The organism is Granulicella mallensis (genome assembly GCF_014203225.1).
Classification (GTDB): Bacteria; Acidobacteriota; Terriglobia; order Terriglobales; family Acidobacteriaceae; genus Granulicella; species Granulicella mallensis_A.
The window spans coordinates 71,312-94,554 of sequence record NZ_JACHIO010000011.1; the positions used below are offsets into that span (position 1 = coordinate 71,312).

Annotated in this window: 20 protein-coding genes; 10 read left to right on the forward strand and 10 right to left on the reverse strand. The window is 59.3% G+C overall.

What is annotated here, in order from left to right; all coding sequences use genetic code 11:
- Positions 1-142: 142 nt before the first annotated feature.
- Positions 143-841, forward strand: a complete 699-nt coding sequence (locus HDF15_RS13675; protein ID WP_184256420.1) for an HAD family hydrolase — start codon at positions 143-145, stop codon at positions 839-841.
- A 294-nt stretch (positions 842-1,135) separates the two neighbouring features.
- Here the strand turns inward: HDF15_RS13675 and HDF15_RS13680 are convergent, their stop codons facing one another.
- The 4 genes from HDF15_RS13680 to pgi form a co-directional block, all read right to left on the reverse strand.
- Positions 1,136-2,656 (reverse strand): MBOAT family protein, encoded by a 1,521-nt coding sequence (locus HDF15_RS13680; RefSeq protein WP_184256422.1) that lies wholly within the window; start codon positions 2,654-2,656, stop codon positions 1,136-1,138.
- A gap of 173 nt (positions 2,657-2,829) precedes the next feature.
- The gene (locus HDF15_RS13685) at positions 2,830-3,912 is read right to left on the reverse strand and encodes a hypothetical protein (RefSeq protein WP_260331072.1); all 1,083 of its coding nucleotides are present in this window, start codon (positions 3,910-3,912) and stop codon (positions 2,830-2,832) included.
- Between the two features lie 206 nt (positions 3,913-4,118).
- Positions 4,119-4,979 (reverse strand): IclR family transcriptional regulator C-terminal domain-containing protein, encoded by an 861-nt coding sequence (locus HDF15_RS13690; RefSeq protein ID WP_184256426.1) that lies wholly within the window; start codon positions 4,977-4,979, stop codon positions 4,119-4,121.
- 213 nt (positions 4,980-5,192) lie between these two features.
- The gene (pgi, locus tag HDF15_RS13695; protein ID WP_184256428.1) at positions 5,193-6,824 is read right to left on the reverse strand and encodes a glucose-6-phosphate isomerase; all 1,632 of its coding nucleotides are present in this window, start codon (positions 6,822-6,824) and stop codon (positions 5,193-5,195) included.
- Between the two features lie 186 nt (positions 6,825-7,010).
- On the opposite strand from pgi, the gene HDF15_RS13700 reads away from it, so the two are divergent.
- A complete protein-coding gene (locus tag HDF15_RS13700) occupies positions 7,011-7,430 on the forward strand; it encodes a hypothetical protein (RefSeq protein WP_184256431.1) in 420 nt (139 codons plus the stop codon).
- On the forward strand, positions 7,427-8,119 hold the full coding sequence (locus HDF15_RS13705) for an alpha/beta fold hydrolase (RefSeq protein WP_184256433.1): 693 nt from the start codon (positions 7,427-7,429) through the stop codon (positions 8,117-8,119). The genes HDF15_RS13700 and HDF15_RS13705 overlap by 4 nt, the downstream gene beginning before the upstream one ends.
- A gap of 25 nt (positions 8,120-8,144) precedes the next feature.
- On the opposite strand, the gene HDF15_RS13710 is transcribed toward HDF15_RS13705, so the two are convergent.
- Positions 8,145-8,801, reverse strand: coding sequence for a peroxiredoxin-like family protein (locus HDF15_RS13710; protein ID WP_184256435.1), 657 nt, complete (start codon positions 8,799-8,801; stop codon positions 8,145-8,147).
- A 464-nt stretch (positions 8,802-9,265) separates the two neighbouring features.
- Positions 9,266-10,363: a YeiH family protein gene (locus HDF15_RS13715; RefSeq protein ID WP_184256437.1), complete on the reverse strand. Its 1,098-nt coding sequence runs from the start codon at positions 10,361-10,363 to the stop codon at positions 9,266-9,268.
- Positions 10,364-10,767: 404 nt separating this feature from the next.
- On the opposite strand from HDF15_RS13715, the gene HDF15_RS13720 reads away from it, so the two are divergent.
- Positions 10,768-12,312 carry a carboxylesterase/lipase family protein gene (locus tag HDF15_RS13720; RefSeq protein WP_260331073.1) on the forward strand — a complete coding sequence of 515 codons (1,545 nt, stop codon included), beginning with the start codon at positions 10,768-10,770 and terminating at the stop codon, positions 12,310-12,312.
- A gap of 24 nt (positions 12,313-12,336) precedes the next feature.
- Here the strand turns inward: HDF15_RS13720 and HDF15_RS13725 are convergent, their stop codons facing one another.
- The 3 genes from HDF15_RS13725 to ffh form a co-directional block, all read right to left on the reverse strand.
- Positions 12,337-12,807 (reverse strand): DUF3368 domain-containing protein, encoded by a 471-nt coding sequence (locus HDF15_RS13725; protein ID WP_184256439.1) that lies wholly within the window; start codon positions 12,805-12,807, stop codon positions 12,337-12,339.
- 9 nt (positions 12,808-12,816) lie between these two features.
- Positions 12,817-13,095 (reverse strand): UPF0175 family protein, encoded by a 279-nt coding sequence (locus HDF15_RS13730; RefSeq protein ID WP_184256441.1) that lies wholly within the window; start codon positions 13,093-13,095, stop codon positions 12,817-12,819.
- 66 nt (positions 13,096-13,161) lie between these two features.
- Positions 13,162-14,544, reverse strand: coding sequence for a signal recognition particle protein (gene ffh, locus HDF15_RS13735; protein WP_184256443.1), 1,383 nt, complete (start codon positions 14,542-14,544; stop codon positions 13,162-13,164).
- 170 nt (positions 14,545-14,714) lie between these two features.
- On the opposite strand from ffh, the gene HDF15_RS13740 reads away from it, so the two are divergent.
- From HDF15_RS13740 to HDF15_RS13755, 4 genes are all read left to right on the forward strand, one after another.
- Complete coding sequence (locus tag HDF15_RS13740; protein WP_184256445.1) at positions 14,715-15,668, forward strand: tyrosine recombinase; 954 nt, start codon at positions 14,715-14,717, stop codon at positions 15,666-15,668.
- Positions 15,665-16,627 carry a tyrosine-type recombinase/integrase gene (locus tag HDF15_RS13745; RefSeq protein WP_184256447.1) on the forward strand — a complete coding sequence of 321 codons (963 nt, stop codon included), beginning with the start codon at positions 15,665-15,667 and terminating at the stop codon, positions 16,625-16,627. The genes HDF15_RS13740 and HDF15_RS13745 overlap by 4 nt, the downstream gene beginning before the upstream one ends.
- A gap of 114 nt (positions 16,628-16,741) precedes the next feature.
- Positions 16,742-18,496, forward strand: a complete 1,755-nt coding sequence (locus HDF15_RS13750) for a GWxTD domain-containing protein (RefSeq protein ID WP_184256449.1) — start codon at positions 16,742-16,744, stop codon at positions 18,494-18,496.
- Between the two features lie 17 nt (positions 18,497-18,513).
- Entirely contained in the window at positions 18,514-20,349 is a 1,836-nt protein-coding gene (locus tag HDF15_RS13755) for a TonB-dependent receptor (RefSeq protein WP_184256451.1), read from the forward strand.
- 461 nt (positions 20,350-20,810) lie between these two features.
- Here HDF15_RS13755 and HDF15_RS13760 read toward each other — a convergent pair whose 3' ends face one another.
- Positions 20,811-21,275, reverse strand: a complete 465-nt coding sequence (locus HDF15_RS13760; RefSeq protein WP_184256453.1) for a hypothetical protein — start codon at positions 21,273-21,275, stop codon at positions 20,811-20,813.
- 243 nt (positions 21,276-21,518) lie between these two features.
- On the opposite strand from HDF15_RS13760, the gene HDF15_RS13765 reads away from it, so the two are divergent.
- On the forward strand, positions 21,519-22,439 hold the full coding sequence (locus HDF15_RS13765) for a winged helix-turn-helix domain-containing protein (RefSeq protein ID WP_184256455.1): 921 nt from the start codon (positions 21,519-21,521) through the stop codon (positions 22,437-22,439).
- 72 nt (positions 22,440-22,511) lie between these two features.
- Positions 22,512-23,234, forward strand: coding sequence for a LexA family transcriptional regulator (locus tag HDF15_RS13770; RefSeq protein ID WP_184256457.1), 723 nt, complete (start codon positions 22,512-22,514; stop codon positions 23,232-23,234).
- Positions 23,235-23,243: the final 9 nt, after the last annotated feature.

Below are 23,243 nucleotides of genomic sequence, written 5' to 3' on the forward strand. Positions count from 1 at the left end.
CTCCGCGGCTAAAACCCTTCAGGAGATCGCCTCAACGGCGGGGCTGAAGCCCCGCCCCTTCAAAACAAAAATGAGTTCTAATCCCCTCATCCGTAGTTTGAAGCTGTGAGTTTGCTGACACGCTCTAACCTAAACTAGGGGTATGCCTGTTCCACGTTTTCTGGTTTTCGATCTCGACGGTACCCTTATCAACTCTTCGCTTGACCTCTGCAACTCGGTCAATGCGATGTTGGAACACCTCGGCAAGCCTCCTTTGCCGAATGCTGTGATTGCAAGTTACATCGGGGATGGCGCGGCGATGCTGGTTCGCCGCGCCTTGGGCGATCCCGGGGACCTCGATGCCAGTACCCACGATGAGAGCGTGGTGCGCGAGGCGCTCGAGTTTTTCCTGAGCTACTACCGTGTGCACAAGCTCGATAACACGGTCGTCTATGACGGAGTGTTGGCCTCACTGGAACAGATTCGCAACCGGCATCCGCAGATCCTGATGGCCGTGCTTACCAATAAGCCGGTAGGACCTTCGCTCGATATTTGCAGGCAACTGGGCCTTGAGCCGTTTTTCTTCCAGAACTATGGCGGCGATTCTTTCCCGACCAAGAAGCCCGATCCGCAGGGATTGCAGACGCTCATCGCCGAGGCGAATGCGAGGCTCGATCAGCCGCTACGGACCGATGAGATTGTGATGATTGGCGATACGGATGTCGATGTGCTCACCGGACGGAGCTGCGGGGTTCGCACGCTCGGCTGTGGGTTCGGCTTGTCGCCTCATGCGCTGGCTGCTGCGCAACCCGATGTGTTTGTCGAGCATGCCTCGGAGTGGCCGAGGGTGCTCGGGTTGTAGTTTTTGTCTTTGTCTTTGTCTTTGTTTTTGTCTTTGCTGTTGCCTTTGCTTTTCTGGTTGTCATTCCGAGCGCAGCGAGCGAACCTGCTTCCTCCCGTTCTTCGTTCGTATCACCCAGAAAGCAAGCGATCTGGAACTGAGGCTTGGCTTCAGCTGACACACAACGTTTGTGGCGACACTCGCAAAAAACGGGAGACAGCAGGTTCGCTCCCCTTCGGCTACGCTCAGGGTCGGAATGACAACCTGAAAAGCAAAGGCAAAGACAGAGCAAAAGCGCCGCAACGCTGGATGCCCTTAGAACTGGAAGTAAAGAAACGAACTCGTGTGGTCGAGATTGGCGAGGATCGCAAAGAAGAGTACCGCCATCACAATACCCCAGACGATATTGGAAGACCAGCGCAGACGCGGCAGAAGAATACTAGGCGCGGCTGAGGAGGGTGGCTCTTCTCCGAGAATCTCCTGAGTGTTGGGCATAAACCAGACGATGGGGAAGAGCGCCAGCCCCAGGGCTCCGTCCAGAAGATTGCCGATGTGACCACGCCCGTTGCCGCCGAAGAGATCGTGCAGCATGGCGAAGGCGGAATGCAGAGAATCCGCGCGGAAGAAGATAAGCGCGAGCGAGACCTGCAGATAGACGCCGATGCGCAGCGCCATACGCAGAAGTCCCGTCGGAGGCTCTTCCGTGACTCCCTTCTGCCGCTGCCGGAAGTGCCGCCAGGCCTGGTTTGCTGTCAGGTAGACGCCATGCAGCAGGCCGAAGAGAAGGAACTGCAGGCCCGCGCCGTGCCATAGCCCGGTGAGCAGCATGGTAATGATCGTCGGATAGGCCACCATCGCGGAGAAGCCGCTGACGGTTGTCAGAGCCTTGCGCGAGATCTTCTTCCCAGCCGCCAGGCGGCGGCGCTGCACGCCCAGCAGGATCGGGTTGTAGAGATAGAGCGTGACGTAGCGCGTGAGCGTCATGTGCCAGCGTTGCCAGTACTCGGTCACGCTGGTGGCTTTGTAGGGGGAGTCGAAGTTGAGCGGGAAGCGGATGGAGAAGATGCGCGCCAGTCCCAGCGCCATGTCCGAGTAACCCGAAAAGTCAAAGTAGAGCTGCATCGTGTAGAGGATGAGTCCGGTCCACGCTGAGGCTGCGGACTGCGAACCGGCATGAGCGAAAGCAAGGCTGGCTTGTCCTGAGAGCCTGTCCGCGATCAATACCTTCTTGCCGAGACCGAACAGGAACCAGGTGATTCCCAGCGATACGTCCGCAGGCACCAGGCGAAAGCGCCGTCCCGCCGCGAACTGCGGCATCATCTCCTTGTGATGGAGGATCGGACCGATGATGAGGTGCGGGAAGAAGGTGACGAATAGCACATAGCTGAGAAGGTCCTGGCGCTCCGCCTGTCCCTGCGCGAGATCCACGAGGTAGGAGATCTGGGTGAAGGTGAAGAAGGAGATTCCGAGAGGCAGAAGCACCGGGTGCGCGGCTGGAGCGGGTAGGTGCAGGCTGTGAATCAGCAGCAGCGTCTTGTACAGATATTTGAAGTAGAAGAGTGCGAGCAGGTTGAGCGTGATGCCCAGTGTCAAAAACTGGCGGCGGCGTGAGCTTCCTTCCTCGGCCGCGGCAATGGCCATCGAAACCAGGTAGTTGACGACGATGGATCCCAGGAGGAAGAAGACAAAGACCGGCTTGAAGACCGCATAGAAGACGATCGAGCAGAGAGCAAGCCACGCGATCACGGGCCTGCGGCCGAGGCGTCCGAGCAGGTGGAATCCCACCATGGTGATGGGGAGAAAGCAGAAGATGAATTTGAAAGAGTTAAAAAGCATTGTTTGCCGCAGCGTAAATAAAAGACGAGGGTATCAAAGCGGCCCGGGGCCTACGCGAAACTAGAGCAGAATCCCTATAGGTATACCCAAGGGCAATCCTTTAGACGGTGCTTTTCCCCAGGAAAAGCACCACTCCTAAGCTCTTTCCGGGGGACAGTGATAGGGATTCTGCTCTAACGCTGCAGAGAAACAGAGTGAAACTCAGGGATGTTGGGCTGTGACGCAATGCTGCGGTTGTCAATATAGGGGGTTTTCTGGAGGACTTCGTTGACCTGGCGTGCCACCAGGGTGCTGACGATGCGCGATCCGAAGGCCGTATAGTGGCGGCCATCATTGAAGAGGCCAATGGGCAACGATTGCAGAGAGTTGCTGGTGATGCCTTCCAACTCTGAGGAGTAGGCCTTGAGATTGTCGTCGCAGGAGGGGATGGGGGCTACATCTACCAGGACGATGGCGCTGCGATTGGAGTAGCCCTTCCGATACTGATCCGCCAGGGCGCGCGGAAAGTCTCCATGAGAGTGCTCATTGAGCTTGGCTGCGGATTCGCAGTACGTTCGAGCCGGTGAAGGGGGAGTAAAGAAGCCGTTGCGTACCTGAATCTGGTCTTCTTCCGCGCGAAGATGCGTTGTACGGAACCAAACATCTTTGATTGCGTAATACGCTGTGAAGCCTGCGGCATAGCCGGCAAAGGCAATGGCTTCATGGGGGTGATTCAAAAGGACCTGGTGGCTTTCGCTGGGTGATCCATGACGCAGCAGTTCAAGCAGGCCTTCCGCGTAGATGGTGTGCCTCCAGACACGGTTTTCCTGCTGGAAGTCATCCGGCGCCAACTGCACGACCAATACCTTAGGGTGTGTGTTTTGTTTGAGATAGTGGTCGAGCGTGAGGTTTCCGGTGACGGCCAGAACGGCGTTGGTCACGGCGATATTGCAGGTCTTGAAGCCGGTTTCGCGGTTCACTACCTCGGGGTCGATACCCGTCATCGCGGTGGAGTCTCCATAGACGAGCACGTCGCAGTTGCGATCCTGGAAGTTAAAGATCGCGTCATTGGACTGTACCCAGACGCTGGCGCCATGGTGAAGAAAGAAATCGGATTTGCCGAGGCAGATAAACGCCGGTATCGCCAATAGCGGAAGGAGCACGACCAGCATGCAGTAGCGAATCGCTGGATCGGCGGTCTGTCGCCCTGTCTGATGACCGATGGCGGTCGAAGGCAAGTGCGTCGCAGCTTCGTGAAGCTCTAGTGCCAAGCTCATGAGGTCCAAGGTTTGTGGGATCATTCTACCTACAAGTCCGCTTAACCGGAAAGACCGGTTTGGCGAATCTGCAGGCAGCGTCGTCTTCATAACAGGGCAGCTTGCGGTTCATTGTAGAAACCTGTAAGTCAACCCACTATGGTCTTTGACGCAGAACTGGCCAATTAGATTACACAGCCCTCAAATTGTTTTTTATCAATGAGTTACTAGCGCAAAAAGATGCTCAACTCGGCCGCCGCCCCGCGCAGATGGGTCAGGAAGCGCGTCTGCATTTCGAGCATCGGCATGCGCGGAGCATGACCGCTCAGATTGACGGTGGCCACGACGCGTCCATTGGGAGCCTGTACCGGTACCGCCAGAGAGCGCAGACCGATCTCCAGTTCCTGGTCCACCAGGGCGTAGCCGTTACGGCGGACATTCCGCAGCGCGAGCCGTAGCTTGTCGGCCGAGGTGATCGTCCGCGGCGTGAACTGCGTGAAGGTAGCCCGGGAGAGGTAGAGCTCAAGCTGGTCCTGGGGCAGGTAAGCCAGCAGAACACGGCCCATGCTGGTACAGAACGCCGGCAGGCGAGAGCCGATGTGCAGGTCGACCGACATGACGCGCGTGACGCTGGTGCGTGCGATGTAGACGATGTCGTCGCCGTCGAGCGTAGCCACGGAGAAGGACTCGTGCAGGGTGGACGACATGCGCTCCAGAATGGGCTGCGCTGCGTTGGCGAGTGTGCTGGAGGCCGTATAGGTGTTGGCCAGGGTCAGCATCTTGGGCCGCAGCGAGTAGCGCTGGGTCTCGTCGGAGCCGGCAAATCCCAGCTTGACCAGGGTGTACAGGCAACGCCGCACGGCAGCACGCGAGAGGCCGGTGCGTACGCTGAGCTGCGAGATGGTCATCTGCGGAGTCTGCGGAGTAAAGGCCTGAATGACAACGAGACCGCGAGCCAGCGAGGCCATAAAGTTCGGGTCGCCTGTGTAAACCTCCAGCGCGGTAGCAGGGGAGATCTTGACTTTGGGAGCGGGGGTAGAGGGAATAGCGGGGACTGCTGGCGTGGCCGCGGGCAGAATGGGGTTCACGGAAACCTCCTAAAAACGGGCCACGTACCGACATGGTGCGATTGCCGTCCTGTCTCTACGATAAACGCACGACGCGGGTAAGCGCAAGATCTCCCCCATTTCTCCCCCAGGTGGTACGGAAATGGCGGCTCTTTCCAAAGGCTTTTGACGCTGAGTAAAAACGCAAAGGTCGCCACGGATTCAGTGGCGACCTTTGCATTTTCTTTCCGGTAATTACTTCTTGCTTCTGTAGCGGCGAATCAGGTTGGTGGTCGAAGTATCGTGTGCGAGTGCGGGTTCTGTCGCGCTCTCGAGTTCGCCGATGATCTTCTGTGCCAGCACCTTGCCGAGCTCTACGCCCCACTGGTCGAACGAGTCGATGCTCCAGATCGTTCCCTGGGTAAAGACAGAGTGCTCGTATAGCGCGATCAGCTTGCCCAGTACCTCGGGTGTAAGCACGTCGGCCAGGATCGTGTTCGAGGGGCGGTTGCCCTCAAATACCTTGTGCGGCACCAGAGCCTCGGCGACGCCTTCCGCCTTGACCTCTTCGGCGGTCTTGCCGAAGGCCAGCGCTTCGGCCTGGGCGAAGACGTTCGCCATCAGCATGTCGTGGTGCCTGCCGAGCGGGTTGAGCGTCTTGTAGAAGCCGATGAAGTCGCAGGGAATCAGCCGCGTGCCCTGGTGGATGAGTTGGTAGAAGGAGTGCTGGCCGTTGGTGCCGGGCTCGCCCCAGTAGATCGGACCGGTCTCGGTGGCAACGTGTTCGCCGGAGAGCGTGACGTGCTTGCCGTTCGACTCCATCGTGAGCTGTTGGAGATAGGCCGGGAAGCGCTTGAGGTACTGCTCGTAGGGCAGAATCGCGACCGTCTGGGCGTCGAAGAAATCCGTGTACCAGACAGTAAGCAGACCGAGCAGCACGGGCAGGTTCTTCTCGAAGGGCGTTGTGCGGAAGTGAACGTCCATCGCGTGGAAGCCGGCGAGCATTGCGCGGAAGTTATCCGGGCCGATGGCGATCATGGTGGAGAGGCCGATGGCGGAGTCCATGGAGTAGCGACCGCCGACCCAGTCCCAGAAGCCGAACATGTTCTCGGTGTCGATGCCGAACTCTGCAACGGCCTTGGCGTTGGTCGAGATGGCGACGAAGTGCTTGGCGATGGCCGAATCGTCCTTTAGCGAGGCGAGAGCCCAGTCACGCGCGGAGTGCGCGTTGGTCATGGTCTCGAGCGTGGTGAAGGTCTTGGAGGCGACGAGGAAGAGGGTCTCGTCGGCGTTGAGGTCCTGCACGGCCTCGGCGAAGTCCGTGCCGTCGACGTTGGAGACGAAGCGGAAGGTGAGATCGCGCTGGGAGTAGTGCTTCAGCGCCTCGTAGGCCATGACGGGGCCGAGGTCGGAGCCGCCGATGCCGATGTTGATGACGTTCTTGATGCGCTTGCCGGTGTGTCCCTTCCACTCGCCGGAGCGGATGCGGTCGGCGAAGCCGGACATCTTGTCGAGCACCTTGTGGACTTCGGGAACGACATCTTCGCCGTCGACCTTGATGGATTCGGACTTGGGAGCGCGCAGGGCGACGTGCAGCACGGCGCGGTTCTCGGTGATGTTGATCTTTTCACCGGTGAACATGGCCTCGATGTGCTGCTTCAGGCCGGACTGTTCGGCGAGCTGCGTGAGCAGGCTCAGGGTTTCGTCGGTGACGCGGTTCTTCGAGTAGTCGAGGAAGAGGCCTTCGGCTTCAGCGGTAAGGCGTGTGCCGCGTGCGGGATCGTCCTTGAAGAGCTGGCGAAGCTGGAGCGTCTTCACGGTTTCTGCATGCTGCGTCAAGGCTTTCCAGGCTGGGCGCTGGGTCAGAGGGGCTATCTTTTCACTCATGGAATCTCTCCTGTCGCTATTAGAACATTGAGCGATCACTGCTTTATGACAACCCCAAAGGCTCGAAGGTTGTCATATGCAGTGAACAGCCTTTCGTCGTACTGAATGTTGAGATCCGGATGGCGGCGAAAGGCAAAATCGATTCTGACGTTTTCTTTCTTCTGCAGGCCTTAAAATCACACGCATATGGATAAGGTCGATCCCTTCACGGGCTCTTGGATCTTCCGGCCCGCGCTGTCGAAGATGAGTACGCCGGGGCCGAGAAGGTGGGTGCAGACGATCGAGTGCGAGGGGGACATGGTGAGTGTGCGGGAGGAGATCGACTTTGGGGAAGGCCATGCGACGACCATTGAGATTGAAGCTAAGTTCAACGGCAAATCGTATACCGTAAGTGGGTCACCGGCGGCAGACGCCATAGCCTACACACGCCTCGACAACCAGACGATCTCCGGAACTGCCAGCAGGCAGGGGATTGTGACGATTCAGGAGACCCTTGTGGTCGCGGAGGATGGGCAGCGCATGACCATGAAGTACACGGTGTTTCGGGGCAAGAAGAAGGTGGCTAAGGGGATTGCAATGTTTGAGCGCATGGGGACTTGCCGGTGACGAAGCTCGTCTTGTTGCCCGGCATGGATGGAACGGGTGAGTTGTTCCGGGATTTCGTAGCGGCGTTGCCGGAGGGAACCGATACGGTCGCAGTGCACTATCCGGGCGATCGCCGGTTGCGGTACCCAGGGCTGCTGGAGTTCGTGCGCGCGGCGGCCCCGGAAGACAAGCCGTTCTGCCTGGTGGCGGAGTCGTTCTCGACGCCTCTTGCGATCCTGTATGCCGCGACGAATCCGCCGAACCTGAAGGGAATCGTGCTGTGCGCTGGGTTCGTCACCAGTCCGGTATGGGGGTGGCGGCGGACGCTCGCCCTGGCCCTGGCGCAGTTCATCTTCTGGCTGCCACTGCCGCGTTTCTTTATCGAGATGTTTTTGGCCGGGCCGGGGGCTTCTTCTGCCCTGATCTCCGCGGTGCAGGCAGCGTCTTCGTGGGTCGAACCGGAGATCATGGCGGGACGTGCCCGCGATGTGCTGACGTGCGACGTGCGCGCGGAGATGGCGAAGGTGAATGTGCCGATTCTGTATTTACAGGCCGCGCAGGACAAGATGGTGGGGCCTGTGAGTCTAGAGGTGGCGAGAAGCATCAAGCCGGAGATGACGGTGGTAGTGGATGGGCCGCATCTGTTGTTCCAGCGCGAGCCGGTATTGAGTGCGGAAGTGGTGATGAAGTTTGTGCAGGGACTTGCGTAAGCCGTTTGTACGCGAGGTTTTTGGGTTAGAGCACTCCCAATACATCCATTGGATCAGGCCTGACGCGGTGGTCGGCGTGGGCTTCGCTGAAGAGGATCTTTCCTGCCTGCGAGATCACTAAGGTCGCGGGCAGGGGAAGCTGCCAGCTTTCGTCACCATTGATGAAGGGGATGTTCACCAGGATCGAGCGGTAGTGGCGCTGCATGGGTTCCGGAACCGCGTAGGTGATTCCGAACTGCTCGGCGAGGCGGGTGCCTGCGTCGGACAGGATAGGGAAGGTCAGGTTGTGCTGCTGGACGGTGAAGTCGTTTTGCCGCTGTGATTGCGGGGAGATGGCTACCAGCAGCGCGCCGCGTTCGCGGACCGTAGGGTAGAGCTTCTGCCAGGCTTCAAGCTCGGTCATACAGTAAGGGTCCCAGCGGCCTCGGAAGAAGTTCACCACAAGCGGGCCGACGGCGAGTAGGTCGGAGGAGCGGACCGTCTTGCCGTTGATGGCGTCGGGCAGGGCGAACTCCGGAGCCTGCGTGCCGACACTTGGGATGCGGGACTCGATGCCGGTGGCGAGGAGTTCCTGCACGGCTGTGTCGGTGATGGCAAGGCGTTCCGGCTGGACGAGGCCTCGGGTTTGCGCAGTGATGGTGTCGAGCTGGTCTTGAAGTCGGGGCGTGGCGGAGGACGGCATCTGCTTCCAGTGTAGATGGTCGGGGGCTATGGTGGCGTGGGTGTGACGAGGTGGTTTTTACCTCACTTTAAACGCGCCATCCTGAGCGGGGTAACTCAGGATGACGCTTTGGGGATGGGACCAGGTAGTGTCTGACGAATCGAATATGGCAGCTTTGTCTTTGCTTCTGAGATAGATCCGGGCTTTAGCCCGGACATTCAAGACAGTCGATAAAGTGAGCTTCAGCCCCTGGGATAGGCTCTCCTCTCCGGAGGCAGAGATAGCAGGAGATAGGAAAGCTTGTCCTAGGGGCTGAAGCCCCATTCGTGTTGGTCCTGTAATGCCCGGGCTGAAGCCCGGGCCTATCTCAGAGACAACAGCAGAAGAAGAGACATCAACAGACGAGTAGTCGTTAATTCGCCAGGCACTACCTAAAGTCGATATTCGCGAAGTTACTGTGACGAAAGACTTACCGCGCCTTGTAACTACAAATGGAAGGCGTGGTCTGCGCCGTAGACGAGGCCGAGGGTGAGGAGTGCGATGACCACCTCCCCGATGGCTCCGACGAGGAATGGACGAAGGCCTTGTTTGCTGAGGTCTCGGAAGCTGGTGCGGAGACCGACTCCCGCGAAGGTGAGCAGGAAGGCCCAGCGGGAGAGGTTGCCGACGGCCAGCAGTTGCGGCTTGGAGAAGAACCCGACTGTTGCGAGTAGCGAGATCAGCAGGAAGCCGAGGACGAACTTGGGGAACTTCGACCAGAGGAAGGCGGCTTTGTTTTCGACCTTTGCGGCCTGGCCCTTGGAGGCCCAGTAGATGGCGTAGCCAAGGACGACGAAGCCGATCAGGGCGTTGCGGCAGGTCTTGGTGAGGACGGCGATCTTGCCGGCGGCGTCGGAGTAGAGCGCTCCGGCCGCGGCGGTCTCGGCGGTGTTGTCCACGGCGAGGCCGGTCCAGACGCCGTAGGCGTGATCGGAGAGATGTAGCGCGTGTCCGACGAGAGGGAAGATGAAGAGCGAGACCGCACCGAGCGCGAGGATGGCGGCGATGGCGTAGGAGGAGTCCTCTTCGTCTGCCTCGATGGCGCCCTGCGTGGCGATGATGGCGGAGACTCCGCAGACCGAACTGCCGACCGCGAGCAGCGTGACGAGCTTGGGCGAGAGCTTAAAGCCTCGGCCGAGGTAGGTCATGAAGGTGAGGGCAAGGGCGATCTCGATGAAGACGAGCGCGAGGGAGATGCCGCCGAGCTTGGCGATGTCTCCGAGGATGAACCGCGCTCCGAGCAGGACGATGCCGGTCTTGAGCCAGAACTCATAGGTGGCCACGCCGCGACGGAAGATGGCCGGGACGCCGACGGTATTGGAGATGGCGAGGCCGATGAGGATGGCCCAGAGGACGTACTCGATGTTGGGCAGAACCAGGTGGTGGACCTTACCGTAGCGGGCGATGAACTGCTCGATGAACTTTCCGCCATAGCCGACGGCGGCGAGCAGGAGCAGGCCGGGGATGAGGCCGAGAGGGTTGGTGGAGGAGTCCGGCGCGATCTGGACAATAGGCTGGGGGATGGTTTGGGTGCTTGTGGACATGGGGGTCTCCTTTCCTACCAGGGGACTACTTTGAGGACGCCGAAGCGAATGAGGAGAGCAAGGCCGAGTGAGAGTAGAACGGCCCAGGTATCTGGCGAGAGGCGGCGGGAATTGGCCGGCATGGAATGGCTCCTTAACCGCAGCGGCGAAGGTGCATGGAGAAAGGCCGCGGCGGTTCTGATTTGAATTTTGGGGGTGGGACAGGGGCGCTTAGCGCAGACAGCTACTTAGCGCAAACAGCTATGGCCTGTACAACAACAACGCGTGCGCGCAGGCGAGGGCAGAGCAGCGAAAGATGAGATAGGGGTGCTCATGCGTTGGTTATTTGTACCACGGAGTAGGGTTTGTCGAAGATGAAAGGAGTGTTACAGATGTTTGGAGCGTCGTCGCACTAGAATGGCGGGATGATCGAACGTGGCATGAACCGGAGAGGATTTCTGGCAACGAGCGCGATGGTGGCGCTGTCGTTGCAGGGACGCAGGCTGTTTGCGCAGGGAACGGCGGAGCCGTGTGTGGTGAGGACTCCCAATGGCACCTTGCGCGGAGAGAGTACGGATGGGGTGCGGGTGTTTCGCGGTGTCCCGTTTGCCGAACCGCCGGTGGGGCCACTGCGCTTTCGGCCTCCTGTGAAGAAGACTGCGTGGAAGGGCGAGCGCGATGCGACGCGCTTTGCGCCTGCGGCGATACAGACGGGCGATCCGGCAGTCAGCAAGAGTGAGGACTGTCTGTACCTGAATGTGTGGGCCCTCGAAGGCGCCGCCGCGAAGAGCGGTGCGGGCCTGCCGGTGTACGTGTGGATCCACGGCGGCGGCTTTACGGGAGGAAACTCCTTTGCGCCGATCTTCGATGGCACTGAGTTCGCGCGCGAGGGAGTGATCTGTATTACGGTCGCCTACCGGTTAGGTGTGCTGGGGTTCCTGGATATGGGGCCGCTGCTGGGGGCCGATTATGCAGGCTCGGGGAACAATGCGTTGCGCGACCTGATGCTGGCTCTGGAGTGGGTGCAGGAGAACGTCGCTGCGTTTGGCGGCGATCCTGCGCGGGTAACGCTGGGTGGTGAGTCTGCGGGAGCGAAGCTGACAGACATTCTGATGGGTGTGCCGGAGGCTCAGGGGTTGTTTCATCAGATGATCTCGGAGAGCGGCGGAGCGGAGCGTGTATGGCCTGCGTCGAATGCAACGGCGGTGGCGAAGGGCTTTGGAGACGTGTGGGGTGCGCGTGGGGCTGCCGGTTTGAAGACGGCTTCGGCGACGGAGTTGATGGCGTCGCAGACGAGCTTTATCGATAGCTGGCCGCAGCACTTTCCGTTGCGGACGGAGATCGATGGCACGCTGTTGCCGAAGCTTCCGGTGGAGACGATCGCTGGTGGCTCGACGCGCAGAAAGAGGCTGCTGATCGGAACCAATCGCGATGAGAGCGCGCTGTTTGTAGGGCCGCATCCGGCGCATGATGCGACCGCGGCCGATCTGGGGAATGTCCCGCTGGCACAGTTTCAGGCGGTGTATGCGAAGTACAAGGCGCTGTATCCGGAGATGAGCGAAGAGCGGCTGCGGATTCGTGCGCTAACAGCGGAAGAGTACTGGGTGCCGTCGATGCGCGTGGCGGATGCTCATGTTCGCGGCGGTGGGAGCGCGTGGATGTATCGGCTGGACTTTGCGCCGAGCAGCGGCAGGCTCAAGAGCTATGCGTACCACTCGGAGGACCTGGGACTGGCGTGGGACAAGCCGAATCGGGACATCGACAATGCGGCTGCGGAGGCGGCGCTGGCCAAGCAGATGCACCAGGCCTGGGTAGCGTTTATCCAGGGAGAGAAGCCGGGTGCGGTGGGGTTGCCGGAGTGGCCGCAGTATGTCAACGGCACGCGGCAGACGATGATTCTGGATACTCAGAGCAGGGTGGAGGAGAAGCCGCAGGAGGCGGAGTTGCGGCTTTGGGATGGGGTGTTGTGAAACAGGAGCTATCGCTTCAGCCGTCTAAACAGATGCAAGCACGGACTTGATAAGAGAGGGAGAGGCCTGAAATGTGGTCGTCTGTAGCCTCTTCACTGCCTCGTTTAGGTCGAGAAGGCCTCGTAGATGCGCGTAGCGAAGGATGCCGAGTGTGCCGATAATTTCGATGCCAAAATGCCGGGCTTCCTGTCGACCGAGAGCCTCATCGATGAGCAGCAAGCTGCCTCGATGAATGTGCGCCAGCGTAATGGCTTCGCGCTCTCCGGCATCAAGCTTGGAGTCAAAGCTCAGAGTGGTGGCGCCAGAATCACGAACTTCCAGCCAATTGGGAGCGCTCTCGATCCAACGTCTGACACGCTGTGGGGCGAGCGGAACAAGCAACTCCTCTCTGACGGCTATGGGGATGACAACCGAGCCATAGAGCTTAGGAAGGACATCGATATACTCGATGAGCACCAGATAGTTCAGGGGACTTGTATCGGCAACGACGATCATCTGGTGAGATTATGCGGCAGTCGATCGTTCAAAGAGTCTGTCGGAAGTCTCTATATCCTGCTGGAAATCTTCGACAGAAAAATTGAGATAGATCCCATGCTCCCTGAGCAATTCGTGGACCTGCATGCGGGTTTCATATCCCAACATCGCGCGGACTTCACTTTCAGATAGTTGCCGAGTGCGATAGCCATCGACGGCCAGGGCTTCAAGAGCTACCCGTGAGGGGTTCTTGCCTGCGGCGGAGATCTGGGCGGCAAGAGTGTCCGGAATGTCGATGGTTACCTGCATGGCATAACGATAGCATTTAGGGCTTCACATCTGAAGCCCTATCGTCCAGTTAGTGCCATTGTGACCTTACCGCCCGAACCGCTGCCCACCCTGCATCTGGCTCATGAGGCGTTGCTGCATCTTGCTTCCGCCAGTACCCATGGTCTTGAACATCTTGCTCATCTGGGCGTGTTGTTTCAGGAGATTGTTGACCTCGGAGACCTGAACGCCTGCGCCCATCGCAATGCGCTTACGGCGACTGCCGTTGATGATCGACGAGTTCTGGCGCTCCTTGTTGGTCATCGAGTTGATGATCGATTCCACGCGCGTGAACTGGCTCTCGTCGACGTTGGCCGCGGCCTGCTGCATGCCGGCGAAGGGACCGACCGAGGGCAGCATCTTCAGAATTGACTGCATACTGCCGAGCTTCTTGATCTGGCGAAGCTGCTCGCGGAAGTCTTCGAGGGAGAAGCCGTCGCCGGAGAGGGCTTTCTTGGCGAAGGCTTCTGCTTTGGACTTGTCGAGTTTCTCGTCGGCGCGCTCGAGCAGCGTGGCGATATCGCCCATGCCTAGGATGCGGCCCACGATGCGGTCCGGGTGGAAGGGTTCGAAGGCGTCGGACTTTTCGCCCGTGCCGAGGAACTTGACCGGCTGGCCGGTGATCTGGCGGATGGAGAGCGCCGCGCCGCCGCGGGAGTCGCCGTCCATTTTGGTGAGGATAGAGCCGGTGATGGTGAGCTTGTCGTTGAAGGCCTTGGCGGAGTTGACGGCGTCCTGGCCGGTCATGGCGTCGGCGACGAAGAGGATCTCGGAGGGGTTGAGCTGCTTCTTGAGCAGTGCCATCTCCTCCATCAGGGCCTCGTCGATGCCGAGACGGCCGGCGGTGTCGACGATGAGGATGTCGCAGCCGTAGTTGGCGGCTTCACGACGGGCCTCGCGGGCGAGGCGCTCGACGAGCGGCGTGCCTGCGGCTTCGCCCTTGGTGTCGCCCTCGTAGATCTGGGCATTGATGGACTGGGCTACGACCTTGAGCTGCTCGCGGGCGGCGGGGCGGTAGACGTCGACGGAGACGAGCATGGGGCGGTGGCCGCCCTTCTTGAGCCACTGGGCGAGCTTGCCGGAGGTGGTCGTCTTGCCGGAGCCTTGTAGACCGGCCATGAGGATGACGGTGGGCGGCTGCGAGGCGAACTTGAAGCGGGCGGTGTCGCGGCCGAGGACTTCGACGAGCTCGTCGCGGACGATCTTGACGATCTGCTCGGCGGGCGAGAGGGAGGTGGCGACCTGGGAGCCGAGGGCCTTGGTGCGGATGTGCTCGATGAGGTCTTTGGCGACGTTGAGGTTTACGTCGGACTCGAGCAGGGCGAGGCGAATCTCGCGCAGGGCGTCGTTGATGTTTTCGTCGGTGAGGGTGCCCTGGCCGCGCAGGGTCTTGAACGAGCGTTGCAGCTTCTCGGAGAGGTTCTCAAACATAGAGGTTAAGTTTACCAGTGGTGATTGGGGAAGCAGATTCCCCACGGGAATGACAATAAGAAAAACAAAGGCAACGGCCTCGTATCACAAAAGAAGGGTTGGTGTGGATACTTGGCAAGCATGGTTCAGGGGGCTGGCGCTGGGCTTCGTGGAGCGCAAGAATCAAAGGTATGCCTTTGCCGCCGCCAACGATCAACGCTGCCAGTCTGCTGCGCGAGTACATGACGCACCTTCGCGTGGAGCGAGGGCTGCGTCCGCTGAGCTGCGAGGCCTATCAGCGGGATCTGGAGATGTTTGCGGAGTTTCTGGAAGGCGCGAACGCGACGCTGCTGACGGCGCGGCAGGAGAGCGTCAGCGGATTTATGCAGCATCTACGGGAGCATGGCATCGAGTCGCGCTCCGTGGCGCGCAAGTTGAGTTGTCTGCGCGGGTTCTATCGCTGGCTGTTGATGGACAAGCGTATCCCTCATGACCCGACGGTGAATATCGAGTCGCCATCGAGCTGGAAGGTGCTGCCCAAGAGCCTCGCCGAGAGCGAAGTGAACGAGATGTTGGAGCGCACTGGGGTTGCAGCCCGGAGCGATGCGGCGGATGGAGCGTCGCTGCGCGACCACGCGATTCTGGAGTTGCTGTACGCCGGGGGGCTGCGCGTGGGAGAGATTGTCTCGTTGCGGCAGGAAGACCTGCGGCTTGAATCGGCGAGTGTGCAGGTGCGCGGCAAGGGAGACAAGGAGCGCATTGTGCCGATTGGGCGCTCGGCGATCGAGGCTCTGGAGGCGTATGTGCAGCGCGGACGACCGGAGTTGATGCGCTCGAAGTCTGGGGTGCAGCGGACGTTGTTTCTTTCCGTGCGCGGCAATCCGCTGACGACGCAGAAGGTATGGCAGATGGTGCGCAGTGTGAACTCCCATGCGAGTCCGCATAAGCTGCGCCATAGCTGCGCGACACACATGGTCGAGCATGGAGCGGACCTGCGCACCGTACAGACGCTGCTGGGCCATGCGGACATTGCGACGACGCAGGTGTATACGCACCTGGCGATCGACCGGTTGAAGCAGGTGCATCGGTTGCATCATCCGCGGGCGAAGGTCCATTCCACTCCTCTACAAGAGAGGGCATCGTGAAGAGACGTAACTTTCATGAGCTGGCGGAGAGTTTTCTCGCGATGATGCGCGATGAGCGGGGTGCGTCCGAGCACACGCTGCGGGCCTACTCGCGCGAGGTTCGTGGATTTGCCGATTTTCTTGGCGAGTTGCTGGGCGAAGATGCGGACATTCGCAGTGTGGAGCATACGCACATCCGGGCTTATCTGGCGGTGCTCTATGACAAGGGGCTGACGAAGGCCAGTGCGGCGCGGGCGCTGGCGGCGGTGCGGAGTTGGTTCAAGTGGCTGGCGAAGTCGGGCTTCGTCGAAGCGAATCCGGCATCGCTGGTGAGTACTCCGAAGCTACCCAAGCATCTTCCTCGGGTTCCGGGGATGGAAGAGCTGAACCGCGTGTTGAACTCGATGAGCGCAGGGACGAAGGGCGAGGATGGGGAAGAGGCCGCGACGTGGCCGGAGCGCGATCGAGTCATCTTTGAGCTGTTGTATGGCTGCGGCATCCGCAACTCGGAGCTTGTAGGGTTGAACCTCGACAGTATTCACTGGCACGACGATGCGATTCGGGTCTTCGGCAAGGGGAAGAAGGAGCGGCTGGTTCCGCTGGGTGACGAGGCGGCGGCGGCGATTCGGGCGTATCTGCCCCAGCGCCAGGCGCGGCTTGAGGCGGCAGGGAAGGCGAAGCTGGTGCATGACGGCGCGCTGCTGATGAACCTGCGCATGCGCGGCGCGTGCCGGCTGACGACTCGCAGCGTAGGACGCATCGTCAAGCGCATTGCCTTGAGCCGGGGACTTGCCGCCGATGTACATCCCCATACCCTGCGCCATGCGTTCGGAACGCACATGCTCGAGGAGGGTGCGGACCTGCGGGCGATCCAGGAGATGCTCGGACATGAGCGGCTTTCGACCACGCAGCGATACACGCAACTGACGGTTGGGCAGGTGCAGCGGGTGTATGAAGAGACGCATCCTCGAGCCCGCTAGATGAGCGGGGCCTCCCCAGATGCGAAACTCCGGCGAGGGGTTGTGCGCGTCGCTTGTGAAAGGGGGGTGGCGGGGCATAGAATGGTGGGGTCTTAACTCAAGGAGCCGGCACCCATGCAAGTCCGATTTTTTCTATCTGCGGTAACGATTCTGGCGCTCTCAGGTATGGCCCCAGGAGCACACGCGCAGACGGCGCCGGCACAGCCTGATCAACAGGTTTTACAGGATGGCAGTGGTACCGTCGTGAAGTCGCCTCCGATCGAGGAGAAGCCCGATCCGTTGAAGCGCAGACTGAGCGACAGTCAGGAAAAGAAGCGCCGCGAGCTCACCAAACAGGAACTTAAGGGTGAGTACAAACAATGGCTGAATGAGGACGTACGGTGGATCATCACCGACGAAGAGGCCCGCGCTTTCAAGGGACTTGCCAACGACGAGGAGCGCGATCAGTTCATCGAGCAGTTCTGGCTGCGTCGCAACCCGAATCCCGAGTCGCCTGAAAATGAGTTCCGCGATGAGCACTATGCGCGCATCGCCTATGCCAACGAGCACTTTGCCGCCGGCAAGCCCGGCTGGCTAACCGACCGTGGCCATATCTATATTGCCTACGGCAAGCCGGACAGCATCGACTCGCATCCTTCCGGCGGCAACTATGACCGTCCGATGGAAGAGGGTGGCGGCAATACGTCGACCTATCCTTTTGAAGTGTGGCACTACCGGTATCTGGCCAATGTTGGTGACAACATTGACATCGAGTTCGTCGATACCTGCATGTGCGGCGACTATCACGCTACGATCGATCGTTCGGAGAAGGACGCGTTGAAGAACGTCCCCGGCGCTGGCCAGACGCTCTATGAGCAGATGGGCAAGTCGACCAAAGCTGATCGTTTCAGCGGCGGTGGTCTGGAACAGCTGGGCGACGGTCCCTTGGCCTCCAGCAACCAGGGCAAGCAGTTCGATCGTCTGGATACGTTCGCCAAGATCATGGCGCCGCCTCCTGTGAAGTTTGCCGATCTGGATGAGTTTCTGGGTACGGCCAAGGTGCTGACTGGTCCACCCTTCCTGTTCGACGTTCGGACCGACTATGTGAAGCTGACCAATGACACGGTCATGGTGCCGATCACGCTGCAGATTCGTAATAGCGACATTACCTATAACACTAAGGATGGCGATGCTCGTGGTGTCGTGGATATTCGTGGGCGCGTGAGCACGATGACCCACCATATCGTACAAACGTTTGAAGACACGGTGACGGTGGAAACTCCTGCCGACCTGCTGGATAAGACGAAGAACGGCCTTCAGGTGTACTGGAAGGCGTTGCCGCTGCCTCCGGGGAACTACAAGATCGAGATTGCTATCAAGGACGACAACAACGCCGACCACGTGGGTGTCTGGCGGCGCAGTGTTCTGGTTCCGAAGTATGACGATGACCGGTTAGCTGCGTCATCGTTGATCCTGGCGGGTTCGATGGAGCGGGTGCCCACGAAAGATGTAGGCACGGGCAACTTTGTCATCGGAAACACGAAGGTCATCCCGCGCGTTCCGGCGACTGTCTCTACGCCGGTAACCTTCCATCGCGGACAGAACCTCAACTTCTGGATGCAGGTGTATAACCTGGGCATCTCGGACAGCACCAAGAAGAACGACGCAACCATTGAGTACCAGGTCCTGGATCTTGCGACCAACAAGGAGATTCTGGTGTCTCAGGAGTCGGCGTCGAAGCTGAACCCCAATGCAGACCAGTTGACTCTGGAGAAGACGATGCCGTTGGCCAGTCTGCCACCGGGCAAGTACCAGGTAACGATCAAGGTGAATGACGGAATCTCGCAGCAGCACATTGCGGAGTCAGCCCCATTCACCGTGGAGCAGTAGAAAGGTAAGATGAAGCAATGCCACGCAGACCGGATCGCGATGGCCAGCTTCATAGCACAGGCACCGGCGTCTCAGGTACTTCTGGGACGTCCATCTTTGGAGAGTCGGGCGCGCGAGGGCATAATAGCGCGGTGAAAGTGTTTGTACCAGGTATGCTGCTGGCGGTATTGCTCGGGTTGACCGGGTCGTGCTTTGCCGCGTCGAACTACGCCATCGTTTCCGGCGTAGTCCGCGATGCGCACGGAACACCGCAGATGGGCGCCGTGGTGGAGCTGCTCTCAGCCGATGCCGGTGCGATTGCTACTGCTTTCACGGATGACCAGGGACGCTATCGTCTGGCTTCGATCATTCCGGGGCAATATCAGATTCGTGCGACGGCGGTCTTTCTGGTTCCGGTAACGCGGGCAAATCTGAAGCTGCAGGCGGGCGCAGCGGCCATCGTCAACCTGACGATGAGCACCTTGTTCGAAGCGGAAAACTGGTTACCGGCACAAAAGCGTCGTGCCGATGAACCGGTCGACGATTGGAAGTGGACGCTGCGATCGACGGCTAACCGTCCTCTGCTGCGGCTCGTCGGCTCCGATGACGACAAAGCACCGAACTCCTCGAACACAGAGGAAGGACATCGTTTGGGCCTGCAGGGCCGGGTAACCGTGTCCGGCAGCGACGGTGCTTTTGGTGAAGGCGGTGTCCATCAGACGTTGATCCTGAGCCACACCCTTAGAAATGGTGATAACACGGTTATGCGCGCCGAGATCGGCGACCCGCAGCCGGGAGTTCCGGAAGGAGCTTCGGTCGAGATGACCGCTGGTTATGAGCGCCGTTCACCGCTTGGCGGAAGCATGCGGATGGTCTCGAGCTACCAGTCGCATCCTGAGTTGACCTATGGAGACGGTACCGGGTTGCAGGTGCTGCAACTGGCCAGCGCAGAACAGCTGAATCTGGGCGATGCAGTCATGATCGATGCTGGAACTCTGATCCAGGCAGAACGGTTGGCTGCAAGTCGATTTACCTCGGAACCGTTTGTGCGAGTCAAGGTGAAGCCCACTTCCAATGTGATGGTGGAGTATCGCTACGCGACAGGCCGCACATTACAGAGTTCCGACGATCTGGACGACCTGAAGCCCCCCGTGGGAGTGTTGTCCGATGCGGCGGGACGTCCACTGGACGCGAAGGGAAGCCATCAAGAGGTTTCGATCACTCGCAAGCTGGGTGGGGAGCGTTCGATCACGGTGGCTGCCTACCATGACGCATTTTCCAATGCAGCCCTGGAGGGCAGTGGTCTGATCGACCGTAACGATCTCGAAGAGTTGAGTGTGAGCGGTCTGGGAATGGTTACGGACCCGACAACAGGAGCCTTCCGCCTGACGGCTGACGGATATACCGGGCGCGGCGTTAGTGCCACGCTGGTAGAGCCGCTGACGTCTTCGCTCTCGGCGTGGGTGGAGTACGACCTGGGTACGGCGTTGCGGAGTAGCCTGGAGCCGTCGTTCGCTGTAAGCGACGTCCAGAACCAGATTGCGCCTCATACGGTTCAGGCGGCCAGCGTGTCGTTGCGGGGAAAGATTCAGCGTACGGGAACTTCGCTGAAGGCGGAGTATCGCTGGCAGCCGGCGCGTACGCTTACGCAGGTCAATGCCTACAATGCGGATGCTGGAGAAGCCTATGTGGGCTTCTATGTGCGGCAACGGCTCTGGCGCGGGAGATTTCTTCCGCAAGGACTGGATGCGGTCGTAGAGGCTACGAATCTGCTGGAGCAGGGGTATCAGCCGGTCCTGGCGCCGGATGGGCAGACGCTGTTCCTCGCACAGATGCCACGCGCTTTTCAGGGTGGGCTGGCGTTCAACTTCTAATTGTTTCTGGCAGCATTGCCTGTTGTAGCCTCTCTGGCTAAAGTCCTTAATTTCTGTTGTTTGCTGGGGCGCAGGCTATTTCGTAAATTCGTTGAGTGCTAGTGCTGTAGCTGGAGGAAAAGGGGTTGTTTCCTTTGCTTTTCTGGCGGTCATTCCGCGCGTAGTGAGCGACCTATTGTTTCCTGCTCTTCGCTCGTATTCCCCCGAAAACATGTAGGCGAGAACTGAGACGGCATTTTTGTTGAAGCAGAACGTTTGTGGCATCACCGGCGAAAAACGGGAGGAAGCAGGTTCGCTCGCTACGCTCGGAATGACAGCCAGAAAAGCAAAAGCAAGGGCAAGGGCAGAAGCAGCAGCAGATTCCCTGCGGGAATGACAATCAGAACGGCAAAAGCAAGAGCCGAAGCAACGGCACAAGACAACCTGAAGATACGTCCTGAGATTTCAGGGCTCACTGAGGATTATTTTGCGAATCGCCGAATGCTGAAGGAGATTGGCAGCCCAGCCACGACCATATGCACTAGCAGGCCTTGAAGCAGGTCATGAAGTTCGTAAGGCCCTTTTGCGTGGAGCGCGGAGAGCGGCAAGACGATAAGGTTCATGACGGTTTCAATGGCGGCACCGTAGAACAAGCCGCATACCAGTGGGTGCTCTATAAGAAAACCGAGCTTGCGGCTTGCAGCGTAGTAGATCGTCGCTGCCGAGAGAGCGATAAAGAAGTGTAAAAAGATACCGAGAACATAGGTGCCGGCGCCTCCATGGAGAGCCTTCGGTCCAATCAGGCCAGCCGCAATCGAGAGTGGGATGTCCCATCCAAACAGGATGCAGGCTTGTGTAAGGTCCAAAGCTCCGGCAATCAGGCCGCCCACGGCGATCGCCAGGAGAGCGCTCTTTTTGCTCCATGATCCAGGTACAGAATCTTCCATTGTCCGATGTGCTCTCTTTCTCTTTGATTTGCTGGTAAGGTGGCCTGCCATTCCTTGCGGGCTATGGCTTACGGTATCCAGAAGAGGTTGGGAAGTCCTGAGGCTGACCTGAAACACTCTGAATAGTTCTGAAATAACGCTGTATCGTCAGGGGAGACCGGAGCTTTTCCGGTGTTCTTCAGGCTGTCGGTATAATCGGCGAACGCCACTTTCTATGAGGCAGAGGGTAATCACCGATTTCGCATGAGCGCTCCGGCCACGACAATGCTTCGCATCGGCGACTGGTGCGTTAATCCGGCGTCCGGTCAGATTTCACGAGAGGGTGAGACGGCTCGGCTGGAGGCGCGGACGATGCGACTGCTGCTTTGCCTTGCCGAGCACGCGGGCGAGGTTGTCAGTATCGATGATCTGCTCAACCAGGTCTGGTCTGGAGTGATCGTCTCCCAGGATTCCGTCTACCAGGCTGTGGCCTCGCTTCGGCGTCTGCTCGGAGATGATCCCAGGCAGCCCGCTTACATCGCGACTGTGCCGCGGTTAGGGTATCGGATGGTGGCGAAGGTCAGCCCCTGGGTGGATGAGTCTTCTCCAGTTTTGCCTGGTGAGTCCGCGGTATCAGCCGATCCTGATGTGCCAGCATTCGGCAAGCGGTTCAGGGCCGGGTTCATGCTGGCTGCTGGAGTGGTGTTTTGTCTTGTACTCGGAGTTGCCTTCCTGTTCCATGGCAGGATCACGAACAGCCACCCGCCAGCGTCTGTTGTGCAGACGCAGAAATCCATTGCTGTGCTGCCGTTTCTCGACCTTACCGAAGAGATGAACGAGGAGCCCTTTGCCGACGGTATGACGGAGGAGTTGATCGATAAACTCAGCAAGATTCCGGACCTTCGAGTACCGGGAGCGACTTCCTCGTTCTATTTCAAGGGCAAACAGATACCCGTCGCCGATATTGCCAAGGCGCTGGGTGTCGCTTATGTGCTCGATGGGAGCGTGCGCAAATCGGGAGACAGGCTACGGGTTGCCGCGCGACTGGTTCGCGCGGACAACGGGTTTGTGGTCTGGTCTGAGACCTACGATCGTCCGTTCCACGACATTTTGATGGTCCAGGACGATATTGCCGGCGAAGTAACGAAAGCTCTAAAGACTTCTACGGAATTCAAAGTCCGCTAGGGTAGTTACTTGATTAGTACGCTTTTTATTATTGTCAAGCACTTATCTTGATAAGTGCGCTAAACTTTTTCTATGGAAAACTTTGGGGAACGCTTTAAGCGAATCCGCACAACGCATGGCTATACGCAGAGAGGGCTTGCGTCCGAGATCGGCATTAGTGGGGCCGCGATCTCGCAATGGGAGAGTGGGGAGACGCAGCCTGACAAGATCCGGGCCGAGTTTCTCGATGCTGCGGCACACAAGCTGCATACGACGGTTCGTCACCTGCTCAAGGGGGATGGGGCCGAGGGGAATCCTGGCTCCGTCAAGGTCGAGGCCTTTGCGATTCATGGCATGGTGGACGATGAGGACTTCGATCCTGAGACCGGAGTCATGATCCCGGTGTACGAGATGGATGTGTCGGGCGGCCCTGGCGCGCCGATTCTTGAGTTTGCCGAGACACGCTACAAGCTGCACTTCACACGAAAGTGGCTGAAGGACGTGAAGGCCAAGCCGGAGGAGATCCGAGTGGCCAGGGTTCGCGGCGACTCCATGCAGCCTACACTTTGGGACAACGATAAAGTCGTGATCCACATGGGCCTGACGCGGATTCGGAATGAGCGGCTCTTTGCCCTGGCCTATGCGGGCGAGGCGCGGGTGAAGAGGCTGTACCAGTTGGCCGACGGCCGGCTGCGCGTTGTGAGCGACAATCCTGACAAGGCGAAGTATCCGGATGAGTTCATCGAAGGCGATGACCTGAACAACGTGCTCATCATCGGGCAGGTGATTCACAAGATGGGCGAGGGTGGCTTGTAACGGGGCCAT

Excerpts from the sequence above, each read along its gene's own strand:
- HDF15_RS13700 (WP_184256431.1), top strand. The coding sequence starts at position 7,011 with ATGGATAAGGTCGATCCCTTCACGGGCTCTTGGATCTTCCGGCCCGCG.
- HDF15_RS13740 (WP_184256445.1), top strand. The coding sequence starts at position 14,715 with ATGCCTTTGCCGCCGCCAACGATCAACGCTGCCAGTCTGCTGCGCGAG.
- HDF15_RS13725 (WP_184256439.1), bottom strand. The coding sequence starts at position 12,807 with ATGATCGTCGTTGCCGATACAAGTCCCCTGAACTATCTGGTGCTCATC.
- HDF15_RS13770 (WP_184256457.1), top strand. The coding sequence starts at position 22,512 with ATGGAAAACTTTGGGGAACGCTTTAAGCGAATCCGCACAACGCATGGC.
- HDF15_RS13720 (WP_260331073.1), top strand. The coding sequence starts at position 10,768 with ATGATCGAACGTGGCATGAACCGGAGAGGATTTCTGGCAACGAGCGCG.
- pgi (WP_184256428.1), bottom strand. The coding sequence starts at position 6,824 with ATGAGTGAAAAGATAGCCCCTCTGACCCAGCGCCCAGCCTGGAAAGCC.
- ffh (WP_184256443.1), bottom strand. The coding sequence starts at position 14,544 with ATGTTTGAGAACCTCTCCGAGAAGCTGCAACGCTCGTTCAAGACCCTG.
- HDF15_RS13750 (WP_184256449.1), top strand. The coding sequence starts at position 16,742 with ATGCAAGTCCGATTTTTTCTATCTGCGGTAACGATTCTGGCGCTCTCA.
- HDF15_RS13760 (WP_184256453.1), bottom strand. The coding sequence starts at position 21,275 with ATGGAAGATTCTGTACCTGGATCATGGAGCAAAAAGAGCGCTCTCCTG.
- HDF15_RS13680 (WP_184256422.1), bottom strand. The coding sequence starts at position 2,656 with ATGCTTTTTAACTCTTTCAAATTCATCTTCTGCTTTCTCCCCATCACC.
- HDF15_RS13710 (WP_184256435.1), bottom strand. The coding sequence starts at position 8,801 with ATGCCGTCCTCCGCCACGCCCCGACTTCAAGACCAGCTCGACACCATC.
- HDF15_RS13685 (WP_260331072.1), bottom strand. The coding sequence starts at position 3,912 with ATGAGCTTGGCACTAGAGCTTCACGAAGCTGCGACGCACTTGCCTTCG.
- HDF15_RS13765 (WP_184256455.1), top strand. The coding sequence starts at position 21,519 with ATGAGCGCTCCGGCCACGACAATGCTTCGCATCGGCGACTGGTGCGTT.
- HDF15_RS13675 (WP_184256420.1), top strand. The coding sequence starts at position 143 with ATGCCTGTTCCACGTTTTCTGGTTTTCGATCTCGACGGTACCCTTATC.
- HDF15_RS13715 (WP_184256437.1), bottom strand. The coding sequence starts at position 10,363 with ATGTCCACAAGCACCCAAACCATCCCCCAGCCTATTGTCCAGATCGCG.
- HDF15_RS13755 (WP_184256451.1), top strand. The coding sequence starts at position 18,514 with ATGCCACGCAGACCGGATCGCGATGGCCAGCTTCATAGCACAGGCACC.
- HDF15_RS13730 (WP_184256441.1), bottom strand. The coding sequence starts at position 13,095 with ATGCAGGTAACCATCGACATTCCGGACACTCTTGCCGCCCAGATCTCC.